Raw genomic sequence first — 15650 nt, 5'->3', positions numbered from 1 at the left:
TTAATTCATGTTCTAATTCTCAATAAATCTACTCTAATAGATTTGGCTGGTGCTTAATGTTGCCAATTGGCTTTTTGTTTAGTGATATATGCTGAGATTTTGAAATGAAGTTGCGTCGTTCTTTCTGTTTTCGTAGTGCAGCCGCAGATACGTTTGCGATGGTGGTGTTTTGCTTTATATCGGGCATGTTTATTGAAATCTTTATTTCAGGCATGACCTTTGAGCAATCATTGGCCTCTCGTCTGCTTTCTATCCCTGTTAATATCGCGATTGCATGGCCTTATGGTGTGTTCAGAGATGTGATTTTGCGTCAGGGCGCTCGAGTGTCTTCATCTAAACGCATGAAGAACTTATCGGATCTGGTGGCTTACGTTCTGTTTCAATCTCCTGTCTATGCTGGCATTTTATTTGCCGTTGGCGCTTCTAGTGAGCAAATTATTACCGCGGTTGCTTCGAACGCGCTTGTCTCATGTGGCATGGGGATTTTGTATGGCTACTTTTTAGATTTATGCCGTAAGTGGTTTAAAGTGCCAGGCTATTATTCTCAAGCCTAGTTTATGGATTAAGTCGATTAAAGTGTCACCAAATTAGCCAGAGAGTGAGCAGTTGATACGTTAGGGCGTTATTTTTTTAGCATTTGGCTTGACCTAACCCCATAGAATCATTAAATTAGCGCTCGTTAGCCAAGTTGCTAACGATTCGGTGAGTTGTCCGAGTGGCTGAAGGAGCACGCCTGGAAAGTGTGTATACGGCAACGTATCGAGAGTTCGAATCTCTCACTCACCGCCACATTCAAGTTTAAAGACGTCTCAGGACGTCTTTTTTCTTATCTAAAGATTATCAAAATCAATGAGTTACGGTTTCGTAGCGTTCCATAAAGTGTCGTAAAAGCGCTTGTCTAGAGTAATACCTAAAGTAATACCCAGTATTCCTACTTGATGCTAGTATTACTTTTGAGCACTAAATCAGGTATTACTTTATCGTCATTTTCTCTATCAGTTCGATCTTTAACTTGATGTAAGTTAAGCTGTTATCGACCAAAAGTAATACCTAGATTTTTCGAAAATTGAGTTTTGTTCAGGTATTACTTGAGGGATCAAAATGGCGAATAATCTCACGGCTAGGCAAATCCAAACGGCAAAGCCCAAAGATAAGCTCTATCGCTTATCTGATGGCGGCAATCTCTACTTTTGCGTGCGCACAAGCAATTCACGTTCTTGGCAGTTTCGTTATAAACGACCTGGTCAGGACAAAATCACTTATCTTTCCTTTGGTACTTATCCAGATATGTCTTTGGCGGAAGCGCGAGAGAAAGCGCTAGAAGCTCGAAAAATGCTTGCGGATGGTATTGATCCTCAGTTGGCCAAAGAAGAGCAAAAAGCCAAAGTTATTGTTGAGCAAAATGCGACGTTCAAGTTTGTCGCTGAGCAATGGAAGGCTGCGAAGGAAGGGCAGATAAAAGAGAAGACTCTTAATGGTAACTGGCGCAAACTGGAGCTCTATGCCTTTCCTAAGCTAGGCACGATACCCGTTAACAAAATCACGGCGCCTATCGCTATTGCGGCGTTGCGTCCCGTTGAAACACAAGGTTTATTAGAAACTGTAAAACGTACCGCCCAACTGATGAATGAGATCATGAATTATGCTGTAAACAGCGGTGTGATTCATTCTAATCCATTATCTGGTATCCGTGATGTGTTCAAGAAGCACAAAGTAGTGCACATGAAAGCGCTTCAACCTCATGAGATGCATGAGCTTATTCGAACGGTAGCAACAGCCAATATTCAGCACGTGACGCGCTTTTTGATTGAGTGGCAGCTTCATACCATGGTTCGCCCTAATGAAGCGTCAGGCGCTCGCTGGGAAGAAATAGATATGGCAAACCAGCTATGGATTATCCCGAAAGAGCGCATGAAAATGAACCGTGAGCATGTAGTTCCACTTACGACGCAAACACTGGCAATTCTTGAAGCTATCAAGCCAATTAGCGGACATCGAGAGTTTATATTTCCATCGAGTCGTAATCCTAAGGTTCCAACTGATTCTGAAACTGCCAACAAAGCACTAGGGCGGATGGGGTTTAAAGATAGGACAACAGCTCACGGTCTTCGAGCTTTGGCCAGTACAACACTTAATGAACAGGGCTTTGATGCAGATGTTATTGAAGCAGCCCTTGCTCACACAGACAAAAATCAAATACGTAAAGCATACAACCGTACAGATTACTTAGATTCACGACGTAGGTTAATGAGCTGGTGGAGTGAGCATATCGACAAATCGAGTTATGGAAGTTACAGCGTTACAGGCTCACGTCATTTAAGCCAGGTTATCTGATTTATGGCCGTAATATACGGCCACTTGCTATCGTTCAAAATTTTTACAGGCATATGTTATCTATGTGGTATTCACAAACAGAAGAGGTATGTATGCCTAAATCAACTATCCGTTTGATCCGTCTAAATGAAGTGCTTGGCATGACTGGCTTATCACGTTCTTGTATGTACCGCTTTATCGAAGCAAACCAGTTTCCGGCGCAAGTTCCGCTTGGTGGACGTGCTGTTGCTTGGGTAGAGAGTGAGGTGCAAGAATGGATTCAGCAACGTGTTAGCGCTAGATATTACTATGCTGAGTTATGATTTATTTGAGGGCTCTTTTGCCCTCATTGAGTATGGATCAAAGAATCTACAGAGAATCATTGCCCTCATTGAAAGCTTCCCAAGAGGAATTGACCAGTTTTTCAATTACATCAATCATGCTTGTTTCATGGAAATCGGCAACTTCTTGAAGTCTTTTTTTTGTTTCATCTTTCATTAAAAAGCTAACGCTAACTTTATTCTCATTTTCAGCTTTTTTTCTGAATTTGTGTTGGCTCCATGCGCGCTTGAACCGTTCGTATAACTTAGCTTGTTCCCGTTCACAGAAGCATAAAGAATGAAAAATACCTTCTATGATAGGGATGTAATTTTTCTCAGTAATTAAGTTTAAAGGGAGGTTCTCGTACTCTTCTAAAATCAATTTGTTTTCAGATATGTATTCAACAGCCCATCTCGCTTGCTCTTTGTTGTCATTTTTTAACCATTTGAAATTGAAGTGTTTTTTTGACAAAAAGTAACCATCTTTCAAAATTATTATTAGCGACTTTATTTTTTCAGGGTCTTCATTTATTGAAAGTATGGATGTTCTTAATTTTGTCTTTAAAGATGCCATGTCAGAGCATTGCATGATGTCATCTGATAATGCGTAGGATAGCTCATCTTCTATCGATAAACGCATAAGCATAAATACCAGTATTGATTTGTCATCCGAATCTAAAAAATCAATGCAATCCTCGCCAATTATGCCTTCTATAATTCTGTCAATTATTGAGATTGCAACACTGCTATTGCTAGCCTTTAATGGTGAGATCTTAGCTAACCCTTCTTCAATGAGATCAGATAATCGTTTTCGATTTAAAGAGATTTTATCTTCAGGGATTTCGAAGAAACCTTCTTGATTCCCCCTGATTATTATTTGTTCAAGTGATGTTTGAGATAATTTTTTTAAGTAACTCTTAAGTGTTTCTTCGTTTGGCTGATTCATTTTTTCTACTTAGTAGTTTTTTGATAGTTACAAAGTAGCATTGTTGGTGAATCTTTGTATCATTTTAGTAGTTACTATTTGTTCTTAACCTAGAATTTATCCTAGTGTAAGCGCAGTTTTTTGATACTAATCCCACTATTTTCCTTAGAACTTAACTTCAGAGTTATCAGTTTTGAACTGATTGGCCAGTAACTTACGCGATGACGCTCATCTGCAGTGTTTTGCTAGTTCTAGTTTTGAGGTGTGTAAGGAACAAGTCTTTCCTTATCCAAAGTTGAGATTGGGGATTGCGGTTATGGTTAATATACCTCCATGGTGGGGTGAAATTATTTTTAACAACCATCCACCTTTCTATACCGAACTAACCAGAGGTATAGAAAATGAAAACACTAAAAAAGAAAGTCACTCATAATGATGAGTTCAATGGCCTACCTGTTTTGAAACAGAAAGAAGGGCTGTTAGTTGATTATCTACAAAGGATTTATGACACGCTCGATTTAGCTTTGGACGATCATCCTAGAACGATGGCGGTAAGAGTTGATTTGCGATTGCCGCTTTTAATGGTGATGGAAGAATCAAATTTGATGAAAAACTTCATTGCTTCGTTGGATGCGCAAATACAGGCTGATTTAAGAAGGAAAGAAAGAGCAGGGAAACCGAAACGGAAATGTCGATTAAGATATGTATGGGTGAAGGAAAAAGATAAAGCGTTACATCATCACTATCACCTTGTTCTGCTGTTTAACAAGGATGTATATAACAGCCTGGGGTCATTCTCTAACCGAAACAACCTATCTCACAAAATTAAAACGGCATGGTGTCGGGCATTAGATACTGATCTTGATGATGGCTGTCGTCTAGTGCACTTTCCTGACAATTGTGTATACCACATCGATGTAAATAGCCTTAGGTCTTCTTCTGTTCTTGACGAGCTATTTCGTCGTCTCAGTTACTTTGCCAAAGTACGCACCAAGCAATTTGGTACTGGAAACAGAAACTTTGGTTGCTCAATAAAATAAAAAAAGAGAGGGGATACATCCCCTCTCGACTCGTTGTGATTAGTTAGCAGGCACTATGGGCAGTTCTTCACACATACCCATATTAGCCACGTCCACTAAAGTATCTAGAGAGTCACCACACTGCGTTTGGTGAGTGCCGTTAGGGTAAGTGGTACGTACAATCCAGATACCTTTGCTGTTCACGTCTGTGATGACATTTTTCTCAGCTGTACTTACAACTGATGTACGTGTCCAACGTGATGCCCCGTAAGATTCAGTTGAGTCCAGTGAGTAGTTCCAAGTTGAGAACTGGTCCAGCACTGTTGGGTCTGTGATGTTAGAGTACAAACCATCGTTGATTAGGTCATCGATAAAAGCATTGTCACCAAAGTCAAAACCCCACATACCAGCTTGTAGTAACACATTGCCGTTTTTCAATTCACGAATGACGTTAGCGTAAGGTACGCTAGAAGAGTACACGAGTGGATCTGCACATGCAGTATGGTCGTCAACTAGAACAGAAGCTGATACAGAGAATGTAACAGTGTCGTTACCGTAGTCTTTTGAGTTCTGTACGTAATCATTAGTTAAACCACAACCGTATTTGCTGATTTCTGGTAGGTAGTCGATTAGGTCATCAGTGTATTTTTGCACCGCGCCTTCTTCGGCTTTGATTTTGTTACGGTAAACGATGAGACGGCCTACAGTTTCTAAGTCAGCAGATACTTCAAATACACGTAGAGAATGTGTGTCGGCATCGAACACGCGTTCTTCGCGATACCACTTAGTGAAATTGCCTGCGTCGTCTTTCTCAACGTAGTACTCAACTGTAGCTTTCCAAGCGTTAGGGTTCGCATCGACTAGAGCTGAAGTTTCAGCGTAGCCTTTTGCTAGACCGCTGGTTAGAAGCTGGGCTAGTTGATGCTGCTCGGTGTTACCAGAAGCGATGAAGTCTGCGTATAGCTCGTTAGCAGGAATGTTGTAGCGGTTACCCAACTCGTATTCCTTCTCGGCGACTAGACGTGAAACTTTGTTTTGCGCTTCAGTATTAGCAGCTAACTCTTTGCAGTTGCTTACACCACTTTGCAATAGATCCGTTTCAACAGCTGACCAAATCACTGTAGTGAATGGAGTCGTAGCAAATACATCTTCGCCGACGTTGTCAGATGAGAATGAGGGTGGAAAGGTTAAGCGATAAGGTTTATTAACTAACCCATAATCGCTGTCGTACGCACCAGCAGGTACATCAACGATAATTGGCGAGTACTCTTTACAGATTAAGTCATCTTCTTCAATAGCAAAATCGAAGCGCCCGTTTTGATCAGTGATGTCACGAGGTTCATCCTCATCCATCACACCATTGAAGTTGTAGTCGAGGAATGCGGTAGCACCTTCAACATAACCATCAATCGCCAGTCCGCCAACTTTGGCAGACGTACTTGGATTAGTACTACCTCCATTACTATCGCTACCACCGCCACATGCGGCGAGTAGTAATAACCCAGATATGCTCAAGGTCGTTTTTATCGTTGTGTGTTTCATGGTGTGAGTTCCTTCTTGGAAAGGGGAATGTTGTTAAGTGAAAAATTGTTGGGGTAGTGATAAGCAAAAGTGGTTAGATACGCAGACAAAACCTTATTGATGAGGACTACGTGAAAGCTGTCTCGATATTGGTATGCAAGGTAAAAATGGTCTTGCTCCACGATAAACCCCAATGGGTTGACATACAGGCTCTTAGGTAGGTTTATGAGTGATAACCTAACTTCACGTTGGTAAAACACGGCAGTACATAAGGTTTCAAAAACCATACTGCTTGTTTCGTTGGAGTAAGTAGTGACTGGCGGCCGAATATCGATCAGTTTGCGCTTGGTACTTAGAGTGCTAAAAGGTGCGAAAGCACTATCCACCATGAGATGGTAAGAACGTGGTAAAAGCGTTTTTAAGTAGGCTTCTGCCCACAAAAACACCATGTGTTCACGAGGACCTAAAGCCAGTTTTGAATTCGCTGTACGGCGATAGCCATAAGGTTTGCTTGTCGCATCTTGTTCAACATCAAAGTAAGTTAATAAGCAATCAAGACAACGCTGAACAGTACGTTTACTTCGGGCGATCCCTTTATCGCTAACTGCAAGGTGCAGTTCACGTGCTGTTATTTTTCGTGTTGTGGGGATTAGGGAATAAATCTCGAATATCAATTCGAGGTGCTCGGCACTTCGTCGATTTGTACTAGTAGACATAGGACCACCAAATTTTAAGCACACTTATCTGGCCCCAAGACATGAATGTTTTGGAGAGATCGCGGGAAAAATGGGAGGACTGGTGGCCACACAGTCCTAGTAAAGATTACTTCTTAAAGTTCACTACAAGCTTGTCAGCCAGTGGATACTTAGCGATTTCATAGTCGGGGTTTAACGTCGCTATTTTGTGTGTCGCAATAGCTGCGGCAGAAGCTAAGCCAAAGATGACTGCGGGCCCAGAGGCCAGAGCTGCCGCCATAGTGGCAGAGCGTCCTGTGGTATATACACGGCACGACAGCCCTTGCTTTTCTATTAGTCGTTCTACCTTTTTTACCGTTTGGTTGAAATTTTTCACATTCGTTAAAGTGAACGATTCATGGCGGCGAATAAGGTCATTTAGAGACTGTTCATCAACGTGATGCAATACGTTGCTTTTACTCATTTGTTTTATCCTCGATCCGCACGTAGAGCACGGTGCTGTTAATTGGCGAAAGAATACGGACGAGTGAGACAGATAATGTCTCACTCAATTTTATTGGTATGGTTTTGTGAATTGACACGCAGATTGCTTGTGCCATGAAGTTAAAGGTCATTCCTCACATCACGAATATCGCTGAGATAGTAGCCACGCTGGATGAGCTCAAAGCTTGCCAAGAGGCTGCGTAAGTGCAGGGTGGGGTGATGCTTTGTTTCTTCAAATAAATCGTGGTCACTGAGTTCTGTCATTTCAGCTTTGACCTTTTGAAAGTGGGCACTGAGATGGTGATAGCCAGCGAGGGCGGCTTTAAGTAGGGCCTTTAGGAGCTTTTCGCGTAGTGGAGAAAAGGTGGTCATAACGTGTCCTTATGGTTTAGGGCACTGTGATGCGTGGGTACTTCATTTTTCACATCACCTCCTTATCTGATGAGAGACAAGCACGTTGCGTTGTCCAAAAAGAAAAGGAATCAACTATGAAAAATGAATCAGGCTTGTTGTATATCGCAGTCACGGCGTCCAGTGCAGGTGGCGGAATTGGTTTGGTGGTGTACGACAAAGCCGGTGAGCTAACAGACCAACAATGTTTACCGATGCAGGGATACACCTGTAATACAGAGCTAGAGCTGATTGCGTTGGTGGAGTGCATGCAGTATGCGCGTGATGGGGATGTCATCTATACCAGCAGTGATTTTTGTGTTCGTGGGTTTAACGAATGGATTGATACCTGGAAGCAAAAAGGTTGGCGAAAGTCAGACAAAAAGCCAGTTGCAAATCGCGACTTATGGCAACAGGTCGATGCGCTCCGAGCCGAGAAATACGTCGAGGTGATCAGAGCAACCTCCAGTACGCATCAAGCGTTGAACGAAGCGTATAACATGGCAAAACAAGCACTTAGCAAGTTGTAAGGCTCGTTTGCCCTGGCTTGGTCCTCGAATGGTGCTCAGCCCTTGTACCACAAGGGTTTGTCGCTCTCTCAAAGGCGAGCGTTTGTAATAAAATATGCCGATATAGAGCCTCAAATGGCACACTATATCGGCATTTTATTTTGTCTTTTTATCACGGCCAGACACTGGATTTTACCTTCAATCTAACGTACTCAGTGAGCACATCAATCCATGGTGTTAATGCGTTGTTGCTATTGGCAAAGTAACTCAGGGAAGTTCATTGCGGCGCAACAGAAACCTGGTCATATACCTCCATATCGGCGTAAGTAAGAAAGTTACTTTCCCATAACTGATAAAGCTCGATGGCTGAGATATTTCCTTTCATTGGCGCCCACCCACTGTACTGAGCATAAAACGACTGATCTCGAAAGTCGAAGTCGAGACAACGTTCAAGCTCAGGATAAGCACTACCCACGTACGTAAAATCTGTCGCGTACTCAATATTCCATCTACCATCACTTGATTGAGCAATAGCAATTTCAACAGGATGGAAACCTCCCGCTTCAGCGCTGTAGGAACTATCACGAAAGTTAAATACAAGATAAGTGCTGGTGGCAATATGCTCCTCTTCAGCGAGCTTATCGATAAGATTTCTACTCAGAAGGGAATGGAGTGATTTTGAAACAGGCAAGGTTGAAGCATTAAACAAAATATCAGACATGGTGATGCCTCCTACAAAGGTAAGATTAAAGCGAACAGAAAAGGGTTTAACTGATTTGGCTTAACTGGATATCGCTGAATGCTCGGCGATTTATGTGTCGCTCTAGTGCGGTGCACCAGGTGTTGAAAAGATCTAAAACAGCAGGCTGTGAGAGATCAGCAGTGCCAGCATCGGGCTGATAGCACCAATGGTTACGTAAGTGAAAGTACAGCTCGACATCAAGGGATTGGGCATTATCGCTTTGATAAGAAAAACTGGCGATAAACGCCAAGGACCAAGGTGCTAGATCTTTGTCTCTGCTTAATTGTATTTCGACAGGATGTAGTCCCACTCTAGATTGATAGTATGTCGGATCTCTAAAGTTGAATACTAGGCGCCTTGCATCATCAGGAACCTTGAAACGCGTCAAAAGGTTATCCATCGTTACACAAAAACTGATTGGCAGCCGGATACCTCTGTAATCATCAATGATCATAGCAACCCCCTCTCAGCAAATGAGACACAACTGTCTCCCACAACGAAATGGTCAAGCACTCGAATGTCCACCAGCGAGAGTGCTTCTTTTAAACGCTCAGTGATCCGTTTGTCCGCCTGAGATGGATTAGGATCTCCAGATGGATGGTTGTGAGCAAATATCACCGCGGCAGCATTGGCGTACAGAGCTTCTTTGACGACTTCTCTAGGATAAATGCTTGCGGAATCAACCGTGCCACGAAACAGCTCTTTAAACTCAATCAAGCGGTGCTGATTGTCTAAGAACATGACCGCGAAAACTTCATGTTCATACCCTGCCAATTTAAAGCGTAAGTAATCTGAGGTTGACGCGGGACTTGAAAACGCATCACCACGAACATAACGATCTTTGAGTATTTCAGCGGCTTCTTCGAGCACTCGGTGCTCATATTCTTTTTGAGGTAACAAACTACCGTAACGGGGAAAATGGGACATATTCAGGCTTCCTGTATCAGTCATGGAATGGATTCACAGAGATGACATATACCTGAAGAATTTTTGATTATACGTACTCAACGCCGATGCCACTTTTTTTTACCGAACTTGCTTATCCCATGAGGACCACAGCCATAGGAGGACGTCCCATGAGATTTCTAAAACTAAAAGAAGTAATGGAAAAAACAGCATTAAGCCGTTCAGCGATTTACCGAAAAATGAATGATGGTGAGTTTCCAAAATCCATCAGTTTAGGTGATAGGGCCGTGGCTTGGGTGGAAGGTGAGGTAGATGAGTGGATGGAGAATATACTAATGGAACGAAAGGCCATAGATTCTGGTAGCTAGTTGAATTAATAGAGAAATATTTATAGTGATTATTGGTATGTATCACTGAAGGCACCGTAGCCATTTGGTACTCTGGCCAGATACAATAAAAACTCAATTGGTGGGCTAGATGGACAAACAGGCGGCAGAGCAGTTACTCAAAACTGCAATTGGTGATGAAGGTGCTCAATTTCGAGATGGTCAATGGGAGGCAATTGACGCACTGGTAAACCACAATCAGAAATTGCTGGTGGTTCAACGAACAGGCTGGGGGAAAAGCTCAGTTTACTTCATCAGTACCAAAATCTTCAGAGATAGAGGCCAAGGACCAACAATCATTGTGTCACCTTTGCTTGCATTGATGCGCAATCAAATAGAATCGGCAGAGAGATTAGGATTAAATGCAGTTCGTTGGGATTCAACAAACCGTGATGAGAGACCTGCAATTTTACATGCGCTCAGAAACAATGAAATTGACGCGCTATTAATCCATCCGAAACAGTTTTCAAATGAAGAATTTAGAGAGCAAGTATTAGAGCCGATCTCTGATTACGTGGGCCTGATGGTTGTTGATGAGGCACATTGTATTTCTGACTGGGGTCATGATTTTATTCCTGAATATCGACAGATCGCTAATATCTTAAGCTCACTGCCCGCGAACACGGGGGTGTTGGGAACCACTGCTACTGCTAATAATAGAGTGGTCAACGATATTCATCGCCAACTCGGTGATATTCAGATTCAACGTGGTGAGTTAGGGCGTGACAGCTTATCGCTACAAAACATCAGTTTACCTGATCAAGCTTCAAGGCTCGCTTGGCTTTCTCAGATAATTCCGCAATTAGATGGTACTGGTATCGTTTACACTCTTACTACACGAGATGCGGAACAAGTTACTGAATGGTTAGTACGAAACGATATTAATGCTCGCGCTTATCATGGAAAAGTTACCCATCCTGATTTCGTTAGCCCTACAGGCAGCCTCGATACTAATCAATATCGTCAACATCTAGAATATTTGCTACTTAATAACCAAATAGATGTGTTGGTTGCAACGATGGCTCTAGGCATGGGCTATGACAAACCTGATTTAAGCTTTGTTATTCACTATCAATCACCAGGTTCAATTGTTGCTTATTACCAGCAAGTAGGAAGAGCGGGGCGTGGTATCAATAACGCAGTTGGCGTACTTTTGGCTGGGCGTGAAGATGCGGATATTCATGAGTACTTTCGTTCTTCAGCATTTCCTAGTCTTGAGCAGATTAATGAAATTCTAGATGAGCTTGCTCCTGTAGATGGATTGACAATGCGTCAGTTGGAAGAACGTACAAATCTACGTTTTGGCCAAATTGAGAAAGTGTTGAAGTTGCTTAGCGTAGAGAATCCGGCTCCTGTAGTTAAAGAGGGCTCACAATGGAAACGTACATCAGCTAGGTTCAATTTGGATCAGGATAGAATCGAACATCTGACGCAACAGCGAGAATTAGAATGGCAAGAGGTCCTAGATTATCAAGTGAGTGATAGTTGTTTAATGCTTTATCTTCGTCAAGCTCTGGATGATGAGGAAGCACAGCCATGCGGAAGATGCGCTGTGTGTCTTGAACAAGAAATTGTGAGTAGTGCTATAAACCCTTCATTAGCTCACGATGCAGGCATTTTTTTACGCCATGCAGAAATGCCAATAAAACCAAATGTACAGGTTGCAGCAGGAGCATTTGCTGAAGAAGGTTTTAGAGGTAACTTACCGCTCGAATTGAGAGCTCAAGAGGGCAGAGTATTATCTCGTTGGGGGGATGCGGGTTGGGGGCAAATGGTAAGAGATGATAAACATGAGAATCATTTCCGAGATGAGTTGGTTGATGCTATGGCAGATATGATGCTTGAACGTTGGGAGTTGGAAGAACGACCAACTTGGTTATGTTGTGTACCATCCCGCAACCATCCTGAACTAGTTCCTGACTATGCTAGGCGATTAGCTGAAAGGTTGGGGCTAGAATTTGTCGACGTGATACAAAAAGTTAGAGACAATGAGCAGCAAAAGTTCCAGCAAAACCGTTTTCATCAGTGTCGTAATTTAGATGGTGCTTTTGAAGTTCAGGAGTCGATACCAGAGGGTCCTTGCTTCTTAGTGGATGACATTGTTGATTCAGGATGGACGTTAACTGTTATAGCGGCGAAGCTTCAGCAAGCTGGCAGCGGAAAAGTATATCCGGTCGCTTTAGCTTCCACATCGGTAAATGATTAATGAATTTAACAACAACAGCGCAAGCGATTATTCTGCTTACCAGTTACTTTGGCAAGCAGGATAAAGATGCCGCAAAGCCGCTCACTAATGCGGAGTGGGCGCGTTTCGCTATGTGGTTGAGAGATAGCAAACTCAGTCCTGCCGACTTACTGGATAACAACAAGAAAGCGTTGTTATCTCAGTGGCGTGATCCAAAAAACAAAGTCACTCAAGAGCGAATTGAAGCCCTCTTAAAACGAGGGCATAGCATGGCACTAGCGCTCGAAAAATGGAGTCGATCTGGCCTATGGGTCATTACTCGCGCTGACAAAGAAAGCTACCCCAAACGTCTACTTCACCAACTTGGTAACCAGGCACCTCCTGTACTCTATGGATGCGGAGACAAAGCGCTACTCAAGGCTGGTGGTATTGCTGTAGTAGGTTCGCGTAATGCTTCGCTTGCAGATCTAGCGTATGCCGAACAGGTTGGGTCTAAAGCGGCGAGTGCTGGTTTGGGGACAGTTTCTGGTGGAGCAAGAGGAGTCGATGAGTCTTCAATGCTAGGAGCGATGAATGCTGGTGGTGCCGTTGTGGGTATACTCGCTGATAGTTTGTTGAAAGCTTCCACTTCAGCAAAGTACCGCAGTGGCTTAATGAATGGCAACGTTGTATTAGTCTCTCCTTTCAACCCAGAAGCTGGATTCAACCGCTTCAATGCAATGGACAGAAACAAATACATTTATTGTTTAGCGGATACCTCTTTAGTCGTTCATTCAGGTGCTAAAGGTGGTACTTGGGAAGGGGCTATTCAGAACTTAAAGAAAGGTTGGGTTCCTACTTGGGTGAAACAAACTCAAGATTCTTCGGCTGGCAATGCTGGAATTGTTGCAGCAGGAGCAAGTTGGTGTAGCGAGAACATTGTAGAGTTGGATGTTCAATCATTGTTGGTTAGCAGCACCAACCCTAACGTTAATCATCAAACGGATTTGTTTAACCAACCGCAAGCAGACTTGTTCGCACAGCCGAATGAAATGCCTCAGAGAGAGAGCAACGATGATCAGGTTGTAGAGGATGGTTCTGAGACAGAAACCAAACATAACGAAGCGGCACTAGATACTAAAGAATCCGCTTCACCGACAAAGGCAGAGCCTGAGGTTGTTTCCAAAGACAGCTTTTATTTATTGTTTGTTCAGTATCTACAAACTGTAGCCAGTGAGCCAATATCAGAAGCAGAACTTGTTGAAGCATCAGAACTGCACAAAGGGCAGGTAAAAAGCTGGTTAGCTCTCGCTCTAGAGCAAAATTTGATCACCAAGCTAACAAGACCGATTAGATATCAATGGATTGATGAAGATTGAAGCTGAATCATCCCAATCAGCTGATTAACAGCTACTAGAAAGGGAAGGTGACTTCCCTTGTATGTACTAATAAATATCGTCATTGTTACGACAATTCAAATTATTTGCATTTAGTTAGTTCAACACATGTAGATTACGATATTCGTCATAAGCGTACTGATCGGTCATACCGCTAATATAATCTTGGATGAGGCGGACTCGAAAATAAAACTCCCACACATCGTAACCAAAGTCGTAGGGTAGATAAGGAGTGTCAGACGGTTTATCTTTTTCTTGTTTTAATGTTTGCATCGCGATTTCGTATGCTCGAAGGTGCTTGTTGGGCAGCTTCTTGTAGAGTCTTCGCTCGTATAGAGGGGCCTTTTCAATGTTAGTGAAAGTATCTGCGCTCAAAAGTAATAAGGGCTTATACGCCTCAAGTAACCCTGTAATGATTCTATATCCTTGCAGTTCACTTTTTTCTACTTCTGGATCGCAGAAAGCATAGTTCATAGCAACATTCTTAAGAGCTTTTACTAATGCATGGTTCTGACTATGATCTTCGATTAGTGCTCTATTGAAGTTCCCATGAAATACCTTATCTATATTATCTATAAACTGCTTGCATGCATGTTGTGGTAGGCGTTTGTTTATCTCTACACGAAGAGTAATGAAGAAATGGCTGTTCGCACAGTTATCAGCTTTTGAAGCACTTTCACTGGCGACACTAACGATCCTTTTCATCTCATCATCGTTCTGTAAGCCATACTTTTCCACAAGAGATTGATATTCGTAATCTAAAGCATCTATTAGCTGCTCTACAGTGAGAATGCCTTTTTCAACGGCATCTTCAATGTCTGCAATCCCGTAAGAAATATCATCGGCAGCCTCCATTATGTATGAAAATGGGGAACGGCAATGAGAGTCCATAGACAACACTGTTTTCAATGACTCTATGTAGCGGTGCTCACTTAAGTAATAACCCACTTTTTTCATCAAATAGTCATAGTCTTTTAATAGCGGATTGTTCTGTGTTTTAGGTGATGGCTGATCTCCACGGCGAGTATACTTGAACACTCCGGATACTTGAGAATAGGTCAGATTGAGTCCGAGTATGGTGTGCACTAGGCGAATGGCTTGCGCATTGCCTTCGAAGTTAACTATGTCCTGTTGGATAGGCTTAGGTAAATTCAGCCGCGAGTTTCCTTTCTCATCTTTCATAAGAGAAGATAAGTTACGAGAAAACCAGTCATTTATTGCCTGCTCTCCAAAGTGTCCAAATGGTGGGTTGCCAACGTCATGCATTAAGCATGACATTTCGACTATCGATTCAAATTGACGCTCTAATCCGATTAGTTTGTAGTCTTGCTTAGATTCTTCTGAAAGCTCTTTAAAGATTAATTGAGTGATGTATCGGCCAACTTGTTGAACTTCGAGGGAATGAGTGAGACGACTGCGAACAGCGGCATTGCGTTCGAGAGGAAACACTTGAGTTTTTTGTTGAAGCCTTCTGATTGCAGCAGAGTTGAGGATTCTACCTCGATCACTTTCGAAGTTTCCTTGTGCAGCAATTTTATCAGGTTCAGTCAGTGAACGAGGTTTAGTGGCAATTCCATTGTGATATACCCTCGTCCCTCTAACTTTTTCGTTGAAGTTGATAGTCATAATCTTTTCTCATTGTTTAGCTCGCTGAGTAAACTATAACCAATACGCGAATGTGTTCATATCAGGTTGTACGATTAATGTGATTAGGCATTTAATCATGCCTGTTGAAGGGATGTTTCAAAAACTATCTAATCGCAAGCAGTTGGCGATGATAGTGATTTGTCCAATTTTGATGTGTTCATTTTTTAGAACTAGATTGTTATTAATTTCCCTTTTGCTGACATGGTTTTTCAGTTTAATATGCAACAACTATA

General features: G+C 42.4%; 17 protein-coding genes and 1 tRNA gene. 9 read left to right on the top strand and 9 right to left on the bottom strand.

The genetic code is table 11. The features are described 5' to 3' along the window. Positions 1 to 104 precede the first annotated feature (104 nt). The 4 genes from OJ16_RS13080 (at position 105) to OJ16_RS13065 (ending at position 2636) form a co-directional block, all read left to right on the top strand. The gene (locus OJ16_RS13080) at positions 105 to 554 is read left to right on the top strand and encodes an L-alanine exporter AlaE (protein ID WP_040991377.1); all 450 of its coding nucleotides are present in this window, start codon (positions 105 to 107) and stop codon (positions 552 to 554) included. Positions 555 to 701: 147 nt separating this feature from the next. Continuing rightward, positions 702 to 789 (top strand) — tRNA-Ser (locus OJ16_RS13075). A gap of 312 nt (positions 790 to 1101) precedes the next feature. Further along, positions 1102 to 2334, top strand: coding sequence for a tyrosine-type recombinase/integrase (locus OJ16_RS13070; protein ID WP_040991375.1), 1233 nt, complete (start codon positions 1102 to 1104; stop codon positions 2332 to 2334). 92 nt (positions 2335 to 2426) lie between these two features. Beyond that, the gene (locus OJ16_RS13065) at positions 2427 to 2636 is read left to right on the top strand and encodes a helix-turn-helix transcriptional regulator (RefSeq protein WP_039554204.1); all 210 of its coding nucleotides are present in this window, start codon (positions 2427 to 2429) and stop codon (positions 2634 to 2636) included. A gap of 46 nt (positions 2637 to 2682) precedes the next feature. On the opposite strand, the gene OJ16_RS13060 is transcribed toward OJ16_RS13065, so the two are convergent. Then, the gene (locus OJ16_RS13060) at positions 2683 to 3579 is read right to left on the bottom strand and encodes a hypothetical protein (protein WP_040991371.1); all 897 of its coding nucleotides are present in this window, start codon (positions 3577 to 3579) and stop codon (positions 2683 to 2685) included. A 380-nt stretch (positions 3580 to 3959) separates the two neighbouring features. Here OJ16_RS13060 and OJ16_RS13055 point away from each other — a divergent pair, with 380 nt between their 5' ends. Continuing rightward, positions 3960 to 4598 (top strand): inovirus Gp2 family protein, encoded by a 639-nt coding sequence (locus OJ16_RS13055; protein WP_011150769.1) that lies wholly within the window; start codon positions 3960 to 3962, stop codon positions 4596 to 4598. A gap of 39 nt (positions 4599 to 4637) precedes the next feature. Here OJ16_RS13055 and OJ16_RS13050 read toward each other — a convergent pair whose 3' ends face one another. From OJ16_RS13050 to OJ16_RS13035, 4 genes are all read right to left on the bottom strand, one after another. Next, positions 4638 to 6119, bottom strand: coding sequence for a hypothetical protein (locus OJ16_RS13050; protein ID WP_040991365.1), 1482 nt, complete (start codon positions 6117 to 6119; stop codon positions 4638 to 4640). Continuing rightward, positions 6116 to 6814 (bottom strand): hypothetical protein, encoded by a 699-nt coding sequence (locus OJ16_RS13045; RefSeq protein ID WP_040991363.1) that lies wholly within the window; start codon positions 6812 to 6814, stop codon positions 6116 to 6118. Before OJ16_RS13045 ends, OJ16_RS13050 begins: the two co-directional genes overlap by 4 nt. A gap of 106 nt (positions 6815 to 6920) precedes the next feature. After that, positions 6921 to 7256, bottom strand: coding sequence for a hypothetical protein (locus tag OJ16_RS13040; protein WP_040991361.1), 336 nt, complete (start codon positions 7254 to 7256; stop codon positions 6921 to 6923). 140 nt (positions 7257 to 7396) lie between these two features. Beyond that, a complete protein-coding gene (locus OJ16_RS13035) occupies positions 7397 to 7648 on the bottom strand; it encodes a hypothetical protein (protein WP_040991359.1) in 252 nt (83 codons plus the stop codon). A gap of 29 nt (positions 7649 to 7677) precedes the next feature. On the opposite strand from OJ16_RS13035, the gene OJ16_RS13030 reads away from it, so the two are divergent. After that, positions 7678 to 8196: a ribonuclease HI gene (locus OJ16_RS13030; RefSeq protein WP_082030240.1), complete on the top strand. Its 519-nt coding sequence runs from the start codon at positions 7678 to 7680 to the stop codon at positions 8194 to 8196. 256 nt (positions 8197 to 8452) lie between these two features. Here the strand turns inward: OJ16_RS13030 and OJ16_RS13025 are convergent, their stop codons facing one another. The 3 genes from OJ16_RS13025 to radC are packed head-to-tail and all read right to left on the bottom strand — an operon-like array spanning position 8453 to position 9844. Beyond that, positions 8453 to 8896, bottom strand: coding sequence for a DUF2787 domain-containing protein (locus tag OJ16_RS13025; RefSeq protein ID WP_040991355.1), 444 nt, complete (start codon positions 8894 to 8896; stop codon positions 8453 to 8455). Between the two features lie 46 nt (positions 8897 to 8942). Then, positions 8943 to 9371: a DUF2787 family protein gene (locus tag OJ16_RS13020; RefSeq protein ID WP_040991353.1), complete on the bottom strand. Its 429-nt coding sequence runs from the start codon at positions 9369 to 9371 to the stop codon at positions 8943 to 8945. Continuing rightward, positions 9368 to 9844, bottom strand: a complete 477-nt coding sequence (gene radC, locus OJ16_RS13015) for a RadC family protein (RefSeq protein WP_040991351.1) — start codon at positions 9842 to 9844, stop codon at positions 9368 to 9370. Before radC ends, OJ16_RS13020 begins: the two co-directional genes overlap by 4 nt. A gap of 149 nt (positions 9845 to 9993) precedes the next feature. Between radC and OJ16_RS13010 the strand changes: the two genes are divergently transcribed. The 3 genes from OJ16_RS13010 (at position 9994) to OJ16_RS13000 (ending at position 13752) form a co-directional block, all read left to right on the top strand. Continuing rightward, positions 9994 to 10191: an AlpA family transcriptional regulator gene (locus tag OJ16_RS13010; protein ID WP_040991349.1), complete on the top strand. Its 198-nt coding sequence runs from the start codon at positions 9994 to 9996 to the stop codon at positions 10189 to 10191. A gap of 109 nt (positions 10192 to 10300) precedes the next feature. Further along, the gene (locus OJ16_RS13005) at positions 10301 to 12415 is read left to right on the top strand and encodes a RecQ family ATP-dependent DNA helicase (protein ID WP_040991347.1); all 2115 of its coding nucleotides are present in this window, start codon (positions 10301 to 10303) and stop codon (positions 12413 to 12415) included. Beyond that, entirely contained in the window at positions 12415 to 13752 is a 1338-nt protein-coding gene (locus OJ16_RS13000) for a DNA-processing protein DprA (protein ID WP_040991345.1), read from the top strand. Before OJ16_RS13005 ends, OJ16_RS13000 begins: the two co-directional genes overlap by 1 nt. A gap of 114 nt (positions 13753 to 13866) precedes the next feature. Here OJ16_RS13000 and dgt read toward each other — a convergent pair whose 3' ends face one another. Next, complete coding sequence (gene dgt, locus OJ16_RS12995) at positions 13867 to 15396, bottom strand: dGTPase (protein ID WP_040991343.1); 1530 nt, start codon at positions 15394 to 15396, stop codon at positions 13867 to 13869. Positions 15397 to 15650 lie beyond the last annotated feature (254 nt).

The sequence above is a fragment of the Vibrio renipiscarius genome (assembly GCF_000827885.1).
GTDB lineage: Bacteria > Pseudomonadota > Gammaproteobacteria > Enterobacterales > Vibrionaceae > Vibrio > Vibrio renipiscarius.
The sequence above is the reverse complement of the archived record's forward strand: the minus strand, read 5'-3'. Positions and strand labels throughout refer to the sequence as shown.

Bases quoted from the DNA above. Each gene is read 5' to 3' on its own strand.
- OJ16_RS13005 (WP_040991347.1), top strand. From the start codon at position 10,301: ATGGACAAACAGGCGGCAGAGCAGTTACTCAAAACTGCAATTGGTGAT.
- OJ16_RS13035 (WP_040991359.1), bottom strand. From the start codon at position 7,648: ATGACCACCTTTTCTCCACTACGCGAAAAGCTCCTAAAGGCCCTACTT.
- OJ16_RS13055 (WP_011150769.1), top strand. From the start codon at position 3,960: ATGAAAACACTAAAAAAGAAAGTCACTCATAATGATGAGTTCAATGGC.
- radC (WP_040991351.1), bottom strand. From the start codon at position 9,844: ATGTCCCATTTTCCCCGTTACGGTAGTTTGTTACCTCAAAAAGAATAT.
- OJ16_RS13080 (WP_040991377.1), top strand. From the start codon at position 105: ATGAAGTTGCGTCGTTCTTTCTGTTTTCGTAGTGCAGCCGCAGATACG.
- dgt (WP_040991343.1), bottom strand. From the start codon at position 15,396: ATGACTATCAACTTCAACGAAAAAGTTAGAGGGACGAGGGTATATCAC.
- OJ16_RS13010 (WP_040991349.1), top strand. From the start codon at position 9,994: ATGAGATTTCTAAAACTAAAAGAAGTAATGGAAAAAACAGCATTAAGC.
- OJ16_RS13070 (WP_040991375.1), top strand. From the start codon at position 1,102: ATGGCGAATAATCTCACGGCTAGGCAAATCCAAACGGCAAAGCCCAAA.
- OJ16_RS13000 (WP_040991345.1), top strand. From the start codon at position 12,415: ATGAATTTAACAACAACAGCGCAAGCGATTATTCTGCTTACCAGTTAC.
- OJ16_RS13045 (WP_040991363.1), bottom strand. From the start codon at position 6,814: ATGTCTACTAGTACAAATCGACGAAGTGCCGAGCACCTCGAATTGATA.
- OJ16_RS13060 (WP_040991371.1), bottom strand. From the start codon at position 3,579: ATGAATCAGCCAAACGAAGAAACACTTAAGAGTTACTTAAAAAAATTA.
- OJ16_RS13050 (WP_040991365.1), bottom strand. From the start codon at position 6,119: ATGAAACACACAACGATAAAAACGACCTTGAGCATATCTGGGTTATTA.
- OJ16_RS13065 (WP_039554204.1), top strand. From the start codon at position 2,427: ATGCCTAAATCAACTATCCGTTTGATCCGTCTAAATGAAGTGCTTGGC.
- OJ16_RS13030 (WP_082030240.1), top strand. From the start codon at position 7,678: ATGCGTGGGTACTTCATTTTTCACATCACCTCCTTATCTGATGAGAGA.
- OJ16_RS13025 (WP_040991355.1), bottom strand. From the start codon at position 8,896: ATGTCTGATATTTTGTTTAATGCTTCAACCTTGCCTGTTTCAAAATCA.
- OJ16_RS13020 (WP_040991353.1), bottom strand. From the start codon at position 9,371: ATGATCATTGATGATTACAGAGGTATCCGGCTGCCAATCAGTTTTTGT.
- OJ16_RS13040 (WP_040991361.1), bottom strand. From the start codon at position 7,256: ATGAGTAAAAGCAACGTATTGCATCACGTTGATGAACAGTCTCTAAAT.